The organism is Curtobacterium sp. MCLR17_051, assembly GCF_003234395.1.
GTDB lineage: Bacteria > Actinomycetota > Actinomycetes > Actinomycetales > Microbacteriaceae > Curtobacterium > Curtobacterium flaccumfaciens.
In genome coordinates, this window is record NZ_QKTA01000007.1 from 121,651 (window position 1) to 135,781 (window position 14,131).

Here is a 14,131-nt window from a genome sequence, read left to right on the forward strand (position 1 = left end):
GATGTCTCCACGACGTCATCCACCTCCGGAGGTCCTGTGGCACAGCTCCTGGTACTCACCTCGACCGCGCCCGGAGACGTCCTGCCGAGCCTGGGCCTCCTGAGCCACCGGATCCGCCACGTGCCGGCCGAGGCCGCACAGCTGGTCAACGCCCCGCAGAGCGACCTGATGTTCGTGGACGCCCGCACCGACCTGGTCAGCGCGAAGGCCCTGTGCAAGATCCTCGCCTCGTCGGGGTCGACCACACCGATCGTGCTCGTCGTCACCGAGGGCGGGCTGACCGCTGTCAACAGCGACTGGAACGTCGACGACGTCGTGCTCGAGAGCGCGGGCCCGGCCGAGATCGACGCCCGCATCCGACTGTCCGCCGGTCGTGCGGCGAAGGGCCAGACGAGCTCGAAGATCCAGGCGTCCGGTGTCGTCATCGACGAGGCCAGCTACTCCGCCAAGGTGCGCGGCCGGCCGCTCGACCTGACGTTCAAGGAGTTCGAGCTCCTGCGCTTCTTCGCCACCCACCCGTCACGCGTCTTCACCCGCGAGCAGCTGCTCAGCGAGGTCTGGGGCTACGACTACTTCGGTGGCACCCGCACGGTCGACGTGCACGTCCGACGGCTGCGCGCCAAGCTCGGCGACCTCGAGTCGCTCATCGGCACCGTCCGCAACGTCGGGTACCGCTTCAACGTCTACGACGACGAGGCCGAGCGCCTGATGGGGCAGTAGTGCTCCCCGATCTCGGCAGCTTCGTCGCCCCCGGCGAGGCTCCCCCGTTCTCCGACCAGACCCTGGTGGACGTCCGCGCCGGGCGCGCGACCGTCCTGACGGTCGACCACGGGGTCGCCGTGGTCCGTGACGGCGAGCTGGAACTCGTCGTCGCCCAGGAGGCCCGTGGCCAGGGCATCGGCACGGCCCTGGTGACGCAGGCACTCGCGCTGGGCGGCGGGGCCGCTCCCCGGCTCGCGTGGGCGCACGGGGACAACCCGGCAGCGCGAGCGCTGGCCGACCGGTTCGGCTGGCGCGCGGTCCGCACGCTGCTGCAGCTCCGGGCGCCCGTCGCCGACTCCGACGTCGCCGCCGACTCGGACGTCGCGCTGCCCGACAGCTACTCGCTGTCGGCGTTCCGCCCCGGCACCGACGACGAGACCGACTGGCTCGCGCTGAACGCCGCCGCCTTCGCCCACCACCCCGAGCAGGGGCGGATGACGCTCGACGACCTGCACGCCCGCGAGGCCGACGACTGGTTCTCCGGCGAGGACCTGCTGCTGCTCCGCGACGCCTCTGGGCAGCTCGCGGGCTCGTGCTGGCTCAAGGTCGAGGACGGCATCGGCGAGTTCTACGCCGTCGCCGTGCGGCCCGACCTGCAGGGGCAGCGACTCGGCGGTGTGCTCATGCGTGCGGGCACCGATCGGCTGCGCGGCCGCGGCCTGACCGCCGCCGCACTGTACGTCGAGGGGGACAACGAGCCGGCGCTGGCGCTGTACCGGCGCTCGGGGTTCACCCAGCACGCGATCGACGTGCAGTACGCGGCGCCGGAGCAAATCTCAGGTCACTGATACGCTGCGCCCATGATCCAGGGGGACCAGGGCGGATCGCCCATCGAACGACGACGTCCGGACACACGCTCGGGGGCAGGGCGGTGAACTTCAACCCGTCGCCGGTGTTCCTCGCGATGGCCGCGATGGTCGCCATCCCCGCCGTCGTCACCGCACTCGTCCGCCAGAGCGACCGGAAGCGCCCCCCGTCGGCGGTCGTCGGGGACGAGGCGTACGGCGTGCTCTTCACCGTCCGCGCTCGCCGGTGGAACTACCTGCTGCTCCGGATCATCGGGATCGTCTTCATCGTGGTCGGCGGGTTCTTCCTGCTGGCCGCACTCGCCCTGCTCGACGACCCCGAGGCGATCGGGATGCTCCTCGGCGGTCTCGGCATCGGGCTGTTCGGGCTGCTGTTCGTCTACCTGGGCGTCGGGCAGAAGCGGCGCCGGGTCGAGGCGTACGACTCGCAGCTGGTCGTCACGCCGATGTTCCGTGCCGCCCGGACCGTCGACCCCGCTGCCATCAAGCACATCCGGCCCACGACGAACCGCTTCGGCGGCCTGGACGTCAAGGTGCACGGCCAGCGCGGGGTGATCAGTGTCCTGTCCATCGATGCCGCCTACCCCGAGTTCTGCGCGTGGCTCGAGCAGCGGGCGCCGGCGCAGTGGGGCGCGTTCGTGCAGGTCTTCGCGCGCTGAGCGCAGCACCTCGGTCCGTCGCGGCCGTTCCTGCACAACCGAACGGTTCACCACCGGTTTCCACAGCGTCCACCGAGGCCCCTCCGGTGGCAGGGGCCGGGTGGCAGGATGTGGGGATGGACACCGAACCGCAGCTCGACGGCGAATCCGTCGCACCCGACCTCGACGACTTCGACGAAGTCATCGAGATCGAGCACGAGTCACTGCCGACGGACCGCTACTTCGACCGCGAGCTGAGCTGGCTGCGGTTCAACCAGCGCGTGCTCGAGCTGGGCGAAGACCGCACGCAGCCCCTGCTGGAGCGGGCGAACTTCCTGGCGATCTTCGCGTCCAACCTCGACGAGTTCTTCATGGTCCGCGTCGCCGGCCTGAAGCGCCGCATCGACACCGGCATCGCCGTCCCGACCAACGTCGGCCGTGCTCCCAGCGACGTCCTGCGTGACATCGCGAAGAAGGCCCACGAGCTGCAGGACCGGCACGCCCAGGCCTTCATCGGGTCGCTCAAGCCCGACCTCGACGCCGCGGGCATCCACATCGAGCACTGGTCCGACCTCGACGAAGCCGACCGGCAGCGGATGCGGGAGTACTTCAACGAGCAGATCTTCCCGGTGCTCATGCCCCTGGCCGTCGACCCGGCGCACCCGTTCCCCTACATCTCCGGGCTCTCGCTCAACCTGGCGGTGCGGGTCCGCAACCCGAAGTCGCAGCGCCAGGAGTTCGCGCGCCTCAAGGTGCCGCAGAACTTCTCCCGCTTCATCAAGCTCCCCGACGACAACTCCGGCCGGATGCGCTTCATCCCGCTCGAAGACCTCATCGCGAACCACCTCGACGACCTGTTCCCGGGGATGGAGGTCCTCGAGCACCACGTGTTCCGGGTCACCCGCAACGAGGACGTCGAGATCGAGGAGGACGAGGCCGAGAACCTCATCCAGGCCCTCGAGCGCGAGCTCCTGCGCCGCCGGTTCGGTCCGCCGATCCGCCTCGAGATCACCGAGGACATGGACCCGGTGACCCTCGACCTGCTCGTGCGTGAACTCGACATCACCGAGGAAGAGGTCTTCCGGCTGCCGTCGCCGCTCGACCTCGGCGGACTGTTCGAGATCTCCAAGATCAACCGTCCGGACCTGCACTACCCGAAGCACGTGCCGACCACCCCGGTGCAGTTCCAGCCGGGTGAACCGAACACGAAGCCCGACCTGTTCCGTGCGATCAAGGCGAACGACGTCCTGGTCCACCACCCCTACGAGTCCTTCGCCACGAGCGTGCAGGCGTTCCTCGAGCAGGCCGCGGCCGACCCGAACGTCCTGGCGATCAAGCAGACCCTGTACCGCACCTCCGGCGACAGCCCCATCGTCGAAGCGCTCATCGACGCCGCGGCCGCCGGCAAGCAGGTCCTCGCCCTGGTCGAGATCAAGGCCCGCTTCGACGAGCAGAACAACATCACCTGGGCCCGGAAGCTCGAGAAGGCCGGCGTGCACGTCGTCTACGGCCTGGTCGGGCTGAAGACGCACTCGAAGCTCGTGCTCGTCATCCGGCAGGAGGGCGGGACGCTCAAGCACTACAGCCACATCGGCACGGGCAACTACAACCCCAAGACCTCGCGCATCTACGAGGACATGGGGCTCTTCACCTCGGACGACACCGTGGGCAAGGATCTCACCCGCCTGTTCAACGAGCTGTCCGGCTACGCCATCGAGAAGAAGTTCAAGCGCCTGCTCGTCGCACCGCTGCACCTGCGGAAGGGACTGCTCAAGCGCATCCAGACCGAGGCCGCCAACGCCCGGGCCGACAAGCCCTCGGGCATCCGGATCAAGGTCAACTCGATGGTCGACGAGCAGATCATCGACGCGCTCTACCTGGCGAGCCAGGCCGGTGTGCCGATCGACGTCTGGGTGCGCGGCATCTGCTCGCTCAAGCCGGGCATGGAAGGCGTCAGCGACACGATCCGCGTGCGGAGCATCGTCGGGCGCTACCTCGAGCACTCCCGTGCGTTCGCATTCCACAACGACGGCGACCCCGCGGTGTTCATCGGCAGCGCCGACATGATGCACCGCAACCTCGACCGACGCGTCGAGGCGCTCGTGCGGCTGGTCGCCCCGGACCACATCAACGAGGTCCAGGAGATGTTCGACCTGGCGATGGCCGACACCGCCAGCTCGTGGCACCTGGAGTCCGACGGCGAGTGGACACGGCACTCCACGGACGATGCGGGCCGTCCGCTCGAGGACGTGCAGAATGTGACCATGCGGAAGATCTCGGCCCGGAAGCGCTCGACTCGGTGAGCGGCGGTCCCTCGGGCCCCGTCGTCGCTGCGGGTGCGGTCGTCTGGCGCGAACAGGACGGCACACCCCTCGTGCTGCTCATCCACCGCGACCACCACAAGGACGTCTCCTTACCCAAGGGCAAGGTGGACCCGGGCGAGGCCGTCCCGACGACCGCCGTGCGCGAGATCGACGAGGAGACCGGGTACCGCGTCCACCTCGGCGCACCGCTCGGCACCGCTGAGTACGTGCTGCCGAACGGCCGCGACAAGGTCGTGCACTACTGGGCGGCCCGGGTCTCGGCCAAGGAGTACGCCCGCGCCGGTGCCTTCGTGCCGAACCACGAGGTCGCGGCGCTGGAGTGGGTCACCATCGACGACGCCCGCAACCGCCTGACGTACGAGCGGGACGTCGCGATCCTCGACCGGTTCGCCGAACGCGCCGCCGCCGGACAGCACCGCACGTTCGCCCTGATCACCCTGCGCCACGCGAAGACGGTGCCCGGCTCGGACTGGGACGGCCCCGACGCCACCCGTCCGCTGCTGCCCGTCGGCCGCTCGCAGGCCAAGGCCGCCGCGGCACCGGTCGCAGCGTTCGGCCCGAAGAAGATCGTGAGCAGCACGGCGGCGCGGTGCCTCGCGACCGTCGAGCCGCTCTCCGCCGCGACGAAGCTCGGGGTCTCGAGCACCGCCGACATCAGCCAGGACGCCCACGACCGCGGCGCCGCCGACGTCAAGGGCGTCGTCCGGCGCCGGCTCGACAAGGGCAAGACCGCGGTCCTCTGCTCGCACGGTCCGGTGCTGCCCGACATCATCGCCCGGATCGCCACCGCGACCGCCGACGACTCCGGTCGCTTCGACCTGCGCCGCGCCGCGATGCTGTCGGTCGGGGACTTCTCCGTCATGCACATCGCGGGGGACACCCTCGTCGCGGTCGAGACGCACCGCAACACGATCCCGGCGTAACCGGCCACGCGACGGGGCCGCGCCGCGCCCGGGAACGCGATCCGGGCCTCCCGACCGCTCGTCCGCGATCATGCGTGCGCATCTTCCGAACGAGCGCACAGTGCCCCCGATCCTGCTCCCTGCGCGGGTGCGGCGCACGCCGCCCCGACGTGGACAACCCCTCGTTCACCTTCCGTTCACCAGCGGGGGTGATTGCGGTCACCTCACGTCCCTACAGTCGCTCCCGGGTCGGCACCGGCCCAGGGACCGCAGTGGTCCCACTGCATTCCATTCCCGAAGGGACCCCTGTGAACATCAAGCGAATCGGTTCGATCGCAGCAATCGCGATCGCCGGCGCAGTCGTGCTCTCCTCGTGCGCGGCGAACGAGGACGCGGGCAGCACCGAGTCCTCCTCCACCAGCGGCAGCGACTACTCGAAGCTCTCCGGCACCCTGACCGGCTCCGGCTCGTCGGCACAGCAGACCGCGCAGGCCACCTGGGCCGCCGGTTTCCAGAACGAGGCCTCGGGCGTCACCGTGAACTACACCCCGGACGGCTCGGGCGCTGGTCGCGAGAACTTCATGTCGGGTGCCGCGGACTTCGCCGGCTCGGACGCCGCGCTGAAGGACGAGGAGCTCTCGGGCAAGTTCGAGTCCTGCAAGGCGGACACCAAGGGCATCGACATCCCCGTCTACATCTCCCCGATCGCCATCGCGTACAAGGTCGACGGCGTCAGCGACCTGACCCTCGACGCGAAGACCATCGCGGGCATCTTCTCGGGCAAGATCACCAAGTGGGACGACTCCGAGATCGCCGACCTGAACAAGGACGCGAAGCTGCCGGACGCCGACATCACGGTCGTCCACCGCTCCGACGACTCGGGCACCACGCAGAACTTCTCGGAGTACGTCTCCGCGAACGCCTCGGACGTCTGGACCGAAGAGCCCAGCCAGACCTTCCCGTACTCGGTCGGTGACAGCGCGAAGGGCACCTCCGGTGTCGCCTCCGCGATGGGCAACGCCACCAACGCCATCACCTACATCGACGACTCCGGTGCGGGTGACCTCGACCGCGCGAAGCTGATGGTCGGCGACAAGGCGACCGAGATCTCGGCCGACGGTGCCGCGCAGGTCGTCGCCGACTCGAAGATCGCGACCGGCCGTGAGGACAACGACCTCGCGATCGACATCGACCGCAAGGACACCGCTGACGGCGCCTGGCCGCTGGTCCTCGTCTCCTACGCCATCGCGTGCCAGGAGTACAAGGACGCCGACAAGGCCGAGCTCGTGAAGGGCTACCTCGACTACGTCGTCTCGAGCGCCGCTCAGGACGCCGCTGCCAAGGAGGCCAAGTCGGCCGCCCTCTCCTCCGACCTCGCGTCGAAGGCCAAGGACGCGGTCGCTTCCATCAAGTAAGGCCCCCTGAGCGCCCGGACGCCGGTCCCACCCACTCGACCGGCGTCCGGGCACTCAGCCGTCCAGGACACCACCCGGACGCGCACCCGTCCAGGACCCACCCGGACGCGCACCCGTCCGGGCCCACGGCCCGGACACCGCACCACCACCCCAGAACCCGTCGCCTCCCCCGGCGTTCCTCCGACAGGAGTACCCCATGACGACCGCACCGGCCCAGCCAGGGGCCACCGTCACCCCGATCAAGCCGAAGCCCGTCGTCCGTGTCGGCGACCGCGTCTTCTCCGCCGCCTCGGTCATCGCCGGCGGCCTCATCCTCTTCGTGCTCGTGCTCGTCGCAGCGTTCCTCGTCTGGCAGAGCATCCCGGCCTTCTCCGCCAAGGTCGGCGAGCTGCCGGGCAAGGCCACGAACTTCTGGGACTTCGTCGGCCCCCTGGTCTTCGGCACCGTCTGGTCCGCGCTCATCGCGCTCGTGATCGCCGTGCCGCTGTCCCTCGGGATCGCCCTCTTCATCTCGCACTTCGCGCCGCGTCGACTCGCGCCGGTCCTCGGCTACGTGATCGACCTGCTGGCCGCCGTGCCGTCGGTCGTCTACGGCCTCTGGGGCATCGCCGTGCTGGCGCCCCTGGTGAAGCCGTTCTACGTGTTCCTGAACGAGTACATCGGCTGGTTCCCGCTGTTCTCCGGCCAGGTGTCCGGCACCGGTCGTACGATCCTGACCGCGTCGATCGTCCTCGCCGTCATGGCTATCCCGATCATGACCGCGGTCATGCGTGAGATCTTCCTGCAGGCCCCGACCCTCAACGAGGAAGCGGCCCTGGCCCTCGGCGCGACCCGCTGGGAGATGATCCGCCTGTCGGTCCTGCCGTTCGCGAAGTCCGGCATCGTCTCCGCGATCATGCTCGGCCTCGGTCGTGCTCTCGGCGAGACGATGGCGATCGCGCTGGTGCTGTCGGTCTCGACGAACGTCACGTTCCAGATGCTGACGTCGCAGAACCCCTCGACGATCGCCGCGAACATCGCCCTGCAGTTCGCCGAGGCATCCGGTACGGCACTGAACGCGCTCATCGCGTCGGGTCTGATCCTCTTCGTCATCACCCTGGTCATCAACATGCTCGCGCGGTACATCGTCCGCAGCCGAGTCAGCTGAGAGGTCGCACCCGATGTCCCTCGCGCTCCGTCAGACCGGCACCGCCGGCAACGTCTACGCCAACGGCAAGCTGCACGCCTCCGTCCCGTGGCTGCTGCTCGTCGGCAGCTGGGTCGCCCTCGTCCTGGTCTTCGCCCTGCTCAACGCGGGTGGCGCCGTCAAGGACTTCAACGTCGTCGCCGCGATCTTCCTCGGCACGGTCCTGTTCGACGTCCTCATCGTCGTCATCTCGCGCATCGTCGAGGGTGGCCGCAAGGCGGTCGACCGCCTGGTCACCTCGCTCGTCATCACTGCGTTCGTCATCGCGGTCCTGCCGCTGGTGTCGCTGCTCTGGACGGTCATCGCCAAGGGCGTCGCCCGCTTCGACGCGAACTTCTTCTCGTACTCGATGCGCGGGGTCATCTCCGAGGGCGGCGGCGCGGTCCACGCCCTCATCGGCACGCTCGAGATCACGCTGTTCGCGGCGCTCATCTCGGTGCCGATCGGCCTGCTCACCTCGATCTACCTCGTCGAGTACGGTCGCGGCGCACTGGCGAAGGGCATCACGTTCTTCGTCGACGTCATGACGGGCATCCCGTCGATCGTCGCCGGTCTGTTCGCCTACGCGCTCTTCGCGCTGTTCCTCGGCCCGGGTGCCCGCTTCGGCCTGGTCGGCTCCGTCGCCCTGTCGGTGCTGATGATCCCGATCGTCGTGCGCTCCACCGAAGAGGTGCTGAAGATCGTCCCGATGGAACTCCGCGAGGCCTCGTACGCCCTCGGGGTGCCGAAGTACCTCACGATCCTCAAGGTCGTGCTCCCCACCAGCCTCGCCGGCATCACCACCGGCGTCATGCTCTCGATCGCCCGCGTCATCGGTGAGACCGCCCCGCTGCTCGTCACGGCCGGCTTCACCGCGAGCATGAACTACAACCTGTTCCGTGACCCGATGATGACCCTGCCGGTGTACGCGTACACGCAGTACTCGCAGCAGGGCGCCAACCCGGTGCCGTTCGTCGACCGGGCCTGGACCGCGGCCCTCGTGCTCATCCTGATCGTGATGCTGCTCAACCTGCTCGCCCGGTTCATCACCCGTCTCTTCGCCCCCAAGCTCAGCCGCTGACCCTCCGCCCCCGCGGAACCAGCGACACCACCCACCCAGAAGGATCAACGTGTCCAAGCGCATCGAGGTCGACGGCCTCAACGTCTACTACTCGAAGTTCAAGGCGGTCGAGGGTGTCGACATCACCATCGAGCCCCGCACCGTCACGGCCTTCATCGGCCCGTCGGGCTGCGGCAAGTCCACCTTCCTCCGCACCCTGAACCGCATGCACGAGGTCATCCCCGGCGCATGGGTCGAGGGCTCGGTCAAGATCGACGGCGACGACCTGTACGGCGCCGGCGTCGACCCCGTGCTCGTCCGTCGTCAGGTCGGCATGGTCTTCCAGCGTCCGAACCCGTTCCCCACGATGTCGATCCGCGACAACGTGCTGGCGGGCGTGAAGCTCAACAACAAGCGCGTCTCCCGCTCCGAGGCCGACGACATCGTCGAGCGCTCGCTGCAGGGTGCGAACCTGTGGAACGAGGTCAAGGACCGCCTCGACAAGCCCGGCATGGGTCTGTCCGGTGGGCAGCAGCAGCGTCTCTGCATCGCCCGCGCGATCGCGGTCGAGCCGGACGTGCTCCTGATGGACGAGCCCTGCTCGGCCCTCGACCCGATCTCGACCCTCGCCATCGAGGACCTGATCGAGGAGCTCAAGAAGGAGTTCACGATCGTGATCGTGACCCACAACATGCAGCAGGCGTCGCGCGTCAGCGACAAGACGGCGTTCTTCAACATCGCCGGCACCGGCGCCCCCGGCAAGCTCATCGAGTTCGACGACACCGCGACGATGTTCTCGAACCCGTCCGTGCAGGCCACCGAGGACTACGTCTCGGGCCGCTTCGGTTGATCGGCATCCGTCCGTCGCACTGACGGACGGCCTGGAGGCCCGGTGCACGTCCGCCACGGACGCGCACCGGGCCTTCGTGGTTGCGCCGGAGAGCCGTGCGGACGCAGAACGACGAAGCCGCTGTCGTGTGACAGCGGCTTCGTCGTTCTGCGTCGGTGGCAGTCCAGCAGGACCGCCCGAGGCGTCAGGCCGTGGTGGTGGGGACCGCCATGATCGGCGAGGTGGTCGGCTGCTCGGAACCGCCCTCGGGCTCGACCGTCATCCCGATCGTCGCGCCCTCGGACATCGCGCCCTTGAGCACGGCGGAGTGCACACCGTCAGCCGCACCGTCGACCAGGCCGGCCGACTTGATGGTGCCGCCCTGCTCCTCGGAGCCGATGTACCAGAGCTCGTACGTCTTGCCCTTCGGCGCCTGCTCGACACCGTCGAGGATCACCGCGGACTTGCCGAGGTCGTTCGACCACACGACCGTCGCCGAACCGCCGCCCGCGACCTTGGTGGTGGTGCGCTGGAAGTCCGAGGCGGCGTAGATGCGGTCGAGGCCGCTCGAGGCCTGCGTGGTGCCGGTGCCGGAGCCGTTCGGGTCGAAGATCGACCCGACGCCGAGTCCGCCGAAGAAGACCGCGGCGACGGCAGCTGCGGCCGTCAGCATGACCGCCGGACGCTGGAACCAGCGGCGGCGGGCCTCGGACGATGCCCGGCCACCGGCGGTGGGGCCGTCGGCGATCGAGGCGACGTGCCTGGCGGGCTCGTGACGGGCCTCCTGGACGGAGGTGGTCTCGGCAACCGGGGTCTGGTCGACCGTCGTGTCGGCGAGGGGCGCAGCCTGGGGGGTCGTCGCGATCCGGGCCAGCAGCGACGCCTTGAGCGACGCGGGGGGCTCGATCGGTGCGACGGCGTAGGCGAGCTGCAGCGCGGTCTCGCGCAGCGAGTCGTTCTCGGCCTGCAGCTCGGGGGACGTCCGGAGGGCGTCCTCGAGGAGCGCGCGCTCGTCGTCGGACAGCGCGTCGAGTGCGTGGGAACCCGTCATCAGTGCGGGGTCGTCGTGGCGTTCGGTCATGAGGTCACCCCCATCTCGTCTCGGAGTCGGATCATCCCGTCACGGAGACGGGTCTTGACGGTGCCGATGGGGACACCGAGGTGTTCGGCCATCTCGCTGTGCGAGTAGCCGCCGTAGTACGCGAGTTGCACGGCCTGCCGCTGGAACTCGGTGAGCTTCGCCAGCGCTCGGCCGACGCGCTCGTGCTCGATGCGGATCTCGACGGACTCGGAGACCTGGTCGAAACCGGCCTCGAGGTCGCGGATGCCGATCTTGGTGTCGCGGTCGTGCGACGACTGCGAGGCACGGACCCGGTCGACCGCTCGGCGGTGGGCCATGGTGAGGACCCAGCTGGCGGCCGTCCCACGCTTCCGGTCGAAGCGGGTGGCCTGCTGCCAGACCTCCAGGAAGACCTCCTGTGTGACCTCTTCCGACTGCGCGCGGTCCCGGAGGAGGCGCGTGATCAGACCGAGGACCCGACCGGAGAGTGCGTCGTAGAGGTCCGCGAAGGCGGCTTGGTCACCGGCGGCGACCTGGGCGAGGAGGTCGTCCGGCGATGCCTGAGCTGGCTCTGACGAGCTCCAGCGTTCGGTGTCGCTATCCACGAGGGCAAGCATTGCAGGTTTCCCTCCTCTCGGTTGCTTTCGTTGACCAGGCGGGTAGCACGAAGCATCCGCATGGGCGGTCGAGACGAGGGGCCGGCGTGACCCACAGGGAATTGACCGGCGGTGCCGGTCCGGGTCACACCGGGCCTCTCGCTTCGTGACGGGCATTCCGTCCGTCACGCTGATGATTCGGTGCGGTCCCCGCTGTGGATTGGATGGGGGTCGGGATTTCTCGACGGGATGGGCGCGGCGGGCCTGCACCGGGGTGCGCGCGGGCACGCCCGGGGCCGGTTCTGTCCACCATGAGTGAACAGGGTCGAGTGATCAGCCGACGTCTCGTAGACTTGGTCTCGCCGGGCCGCAGCAAGCCCCGGGCTCCAAAATTCGCCGCTTCGAGCGGCCTCGCGCCGAGAGGCGCTTCTGCGGCCCGGTCTTTTTGTGCCCGGATCCGTTCCGGTCCTCTGCTGCGCGGCCCTGGCTTGGCGCGGCATCGCGCTGCTGCGCGGGCCTGGAGGCCCGGTGCGGGTCCGCCCCGCCGCTCGCTCAGTCCAGGCTGTCGCGGCGCCAGAGCGCCGCAGCCTCGGTCAGGTCGGCCGCCAGCTCCGTCAGGCGGAGCGCCCGCGTCGTGAGTTCGCTCGCGCGCTCGGATGCCACCAGGTCGGACTCGTCCGCCACGGCGGTCGCGCCGGCGGCGGTCAGACGGCAGAACGACGCCCCGCGGTCGAGCGCCACCGCGAGGTCGCCCGTGTACAGGCCGTGCAGGATGCGGTCGGCGAGCGTCAGGATCTCCGCCGGCCCCGTCGGCTCCTCGGCACCCGCGACCGCCTGGTCGATCGTGCCGATCTGCGCCGTGCCCCGCTCGAACAGGTACGCGATCTCCTCCGGGTTCTGCCGGATGACGATGCGCACCAGGTACACCCGCCAGAGCGCCCCCGGCAGCGTGTGTGCCCCGACCCGTGCCCACAGTTCCGCGATGGCGTCGATGCCGTGCACGTCGGTGTAGGTGACGAGCCGCTCGACCACGGCCGGGTCCGGGTCCTCGCGCACCCGGTGCAGCAGGGCGTTCGCGGTCTCGTGCGCGACACGGTTCACGAGCGCCGGGTCCTCACCGCCCTGGATGGCGGCGAACTCGGCGTCGGTGAAGTGGACGGGACGGTGGTGATCGCGAGGCACCGCAGCAGTGTAGGCGCGGCCGGTGACACGCCCGCGTCCCGTTCGCCCAGAACGCAACGGCTGCGCCACGCGTACCGTGTTGCGGCAGGGAGGCGCTCCTCCCTGCACGTGAAGGAGAGGACCATCCATGAACGCCCTGCTCATCATCCTGGCTGTGATCGCAGTCATCCTGCTGTTCGTCGGCGGTTTCGCTGCGAGCCTCAAGTTCCTGCTCTACGTCGGCATCGTGCTGCTGATCATCGCGGTCATCGCGTGGCTGCTGCGGACGCTCACCGGACGCCGGGGCTGACCCGGTCAGACGGTTCCGTCTCGGAGGCCCTCACCCGCTAGCCTTGCGGGTGAGGGCCTCTAGCTCAGTTGGTAGAGCACCGGACTTTTAATCCGAGGGTCGTGGGTTCGAGCCCCACGGGGCCCACCCACTAGCTCCTGTCTAGAATGTCCTCGATGGGCCGACGATCGCAGCGCGAGCGGCCGGGCACCCCCACCGGCCCGGCGACGATGCGCCGACGCCGCCGGAAGCTGGTGCCGACACTCGCCCTCGGCGCGATGGCACTCGGGGTCTCCGGACTCCTGCTGATCCTGCCGAGCGTCTCGAGTGCCTGCCAGCCGGTGTCCTCGTCGACCTCGGCCTCGGCCGTCGCTGCCCCCGGCGTCTCGGCCGACCGCGTCGCCGCGGCGATCGAGCCCAGGTCACGCGTCCTGATCGTGGGTGACTCGTACACCTCGGGTCGGGGCTCGGCCAGCGGACTCCGCGGCTGGGCACAGGACCTCAGCGAGGACCGTGGGTGGACGGCCAAGATCGACGGGTACCCGGGCACGGGCTACGTCGACACCGGTCGGACCGGTTCGTCGCACTACACGTACGGGCCACGCCTCGAGCGGCACGCTGCGTTCGACCCCCAGCTCGTGATCGTGCAGGGAAGTCAGAACGACTGGCTCGTCGACTCGGACACCCTCCGCGCCACGGTGGAGCGGACCCTCCACACGGCGCAGCAGACCTGGCCGGACGCCGTCGTCGTCGCGCTCGGCCCGTCAGCACCGCTGCCGTGGGCGAACTCGACCGTCGGTGTCGCCGCGTCGGTCTCCGCGGGTGCCGCCGCCGCCGGTGTCCCGTACATCGACGCCCTCGCCGGCAGGTGGTTCACGTCGAGCAACAGCCCGGGGTACTCCGCCGTCGACGGCGGCCACCCGAACGACGCCGGCTACCAGTACCTGGCGGACCGCGTCAGCGAGTCCCTCGACGCCCTCGGCGGACCCGTCGGCAGCGCCAGCTGCGTCTGAGGACGCCGTCTGCTCCTGAACGGGGTACAACCCGTCCCCAGCGGGCTCATGGGAGATCCCCTGCCCACCACAGCCCGCCCTCAGCGGATTGTTGGGCTGCCGCCGATAGTG

General features: G+C 69.5%; 14 protein-coding genes and 1 tRNA gene. 12 read left to right on the plus strand and 3 right to left on the minus strand.

Annotated elements, in window-relative coordinates; translation table 11 throughout:
- Window positions 1-36: 36 nt before the first annotated feature.
- The 9 genes from DEJ06_RS08475 (at window position 37) to pstB (ending at window position 9,922) form a co-directional block, all read left to right on the plus strand.
- Window positions 37-720 (plus strand): response regulator transcription factor, encoded by a 684-nt coding sequence (locus tag DEJ06_RS08475; RefSeq protein ID WP_017888078.1) that lies wholly within the window; start codon window positions 37-39, stop codon window positions 718-720.
- Window positions 720-1,550: a mycothiol synthase gene (gene mshD, locus DEJ06_RS08480; protein ID WP_111039027.1), complete on the plus strand. Its 831-nt coding sequence runs from the start codon at window positions 720-722 to the stop codon at window positions 1,548-1,550. The genes DEJ06_RS08475 and mshD overlap by 1 nt, the downstream gene beginning before the upstream one ends.
- An 83-nt stretch (window positions 1,551-1,633) precedes the next feature.
- Entirely contained in the window at window positions 1,634-2,227 is a 594-nt protein-coding gene (locus tag DEJ06_RS08485) for a hypothetical protein (RefSeq protein WP_111029055.1), read from the plus strand.
- A gap of 116 nt (window positions 2,228-2,343) precedes the next feature.
- Window positions 2,344-4,509 carry an RNA degradosome polyphosphate kinase gene (locus DEJ06_RS08490; protein WP_111039028.1) on the plus strand — a complete coding sequence of 722 codons (2,166 nt, stop codon included), beginning with the start codon at window positions 2,344-2,346 and terminating at the stop codon, window positions 4,507-4,509.
- Window positions 4,506-5,453 (plus strand): NUDIX domain-containing protein, encoded by a 948-nt coding sequence (locus DEJ06_RS08495; protein ID WP_071404718.1) that lies wholly within the window; start codon window positions 4,506-4,508, stop codon window positions 5,451-5,453. Before DEJ06_RS08490 ends, DEJ06_RS08495 begins: the two co-directional genes overlap by 4 nt.
- A gap of 287 nt (window positions 5,454-5,740) precedes the next feature.
- Window positions 5,741-6,847: a phosphate ABC transporter substrate-binding protein PstS gene (gene pstS, locus DEJ06_RS08500; RefSeq protein WP_071404717.1), complete on the plus strand. Its 1,107-nt coding sequence runs from the start codon at window positions 5,741-5,743 to the stop codon at window positions 6,845-6,847.
- Window positions 6,848-7,043: 196 nt separating this feature from the next.
- Complete coding sequence (gene pstC / locus DEJ06_RS08505; RefSeq protein WP_111039029.1) at window positions 7,044-7,994, plus strand: phosphate ABC transporter permease subunit PstC; 951 nt, start codon at window positions 7,044-7,046, stop codon at window positions 7,992-7,994.
- A gap of 13 nt (window positions 7,995-8,007) precedes the next feature.
- Entirely contained in the window at window positions 8,008-9,093 is a 1,086-nt protein-coding gene (pstA, locus tag DEJ06_RS08510) for a phosphate ABC transporter permease PstA (protein WP_111024123.1), read from the plus strand.
- Window positions 9,094-9,142: 49 nt separating this feature from the next.
- Window positions 9,143-9,922, plus strand: coding sequence for a phosphate ABC transporter ATP-binding protein PstB (pstB, locus tag DEJ06_RS08515; protein WP_027466631.1), 780 nt, complete (start codon window positions 9,143-9,145; stop codon window positions 9,920-9,922).
- A 184-nt stretch (window positions 9,923-10,106) separates the two neighbouring features.
- Here pstB and DEJ06_RS08520 read toward each other — a convergent pair whose 3' ends face one another.
- The 3 genes from DEJ06_RS08520 to DEJ06_RS08530 form a co-directional block, all read right to left on the minus strand.
- Window positions 10,107-10,982 carry an anti-sigma factor domain-containing protein gene (locus DEJ06_RS08520; RefSeq protein ID WP_111039030.1) on the minus strand — a complete coding sequence of 292 codons (876 nt, stop codon included), beginning with the start codon at window positions 10,980-10,982 and terminating at the stop codon, window positions 10,107-10,109.
- Entirely contained in the window at window positions 10,979-11,578 is a 600-nt protein-coding gene (gene sigK, locus DEJ06_RS08525) for an ECF RNA polymerase sigma factor SigK (RefSeq protein ID WP_111039031.1), read from the minus strand. Before sigK ends, DEJ06_RS08520 begins: the two co-directional genes overlap by 4 nt.
- A gap of 531 nt (window positions 11,579-12,109) precedes the next feature.
- Complete coding sequence (locus tag DEJ06_RS08530; RefSeq protein ID WP_027466634.1) at window positions 12,110-12,739, minus strand: hypothetical protein; 630 nt, start codon at window positions 12,737-12,739, stop codon at window positions 12,110-12,112.
- A gap of 127 nt (window positions 12,740-12,866) precedes the next feature.
- Here DEJ06_RS08530 and DEJ06_RS18045 point away from each other — a divergent pair, with 127 nt between their 5' ends.
- The 3 genes from DEJ06_RS18045 (at window position 12,867) to DEJ06_RS08540 (ending at window position 14,020) form a co-directional block, all read left to right on the plus strand.
- Window positions 12,867-13,028, plus strand: coding sequence for a hypothetical protein (locus tag DEJ06_RS18045; RefSeq protein ID WP_017888098.1), 162 nt, complete (start codon window positions 12,867-12,869; stop codon window positions 13,026-13,028).
- A 53-nt stretch (window positions 13,029-13,081) separates the two neighbouring features.
- Window positions 13,082-13,154: transfer RNA gene (locus DEJ06_RS08535), tRNA-Lys, on the plus strand.
- A 29-nt stretch (window positions 13,155-13,183) separates the two neighbouring features.
- Window positions 13,184-14,020: an SGNH/GDSL hydrolase family protein gene (locus DEJ06_RS08540; RefSeq protein ID WP_146245820.1), complete on the plus strand. Its 837-nt coding sequence runs from the start codon at window positions 13,184-13,186 to the stop codon at window positions 14,018-14,020.
- The last annotated feature ends 111 nt before the right edge of the window (window positions 14,021-14,131 follow it).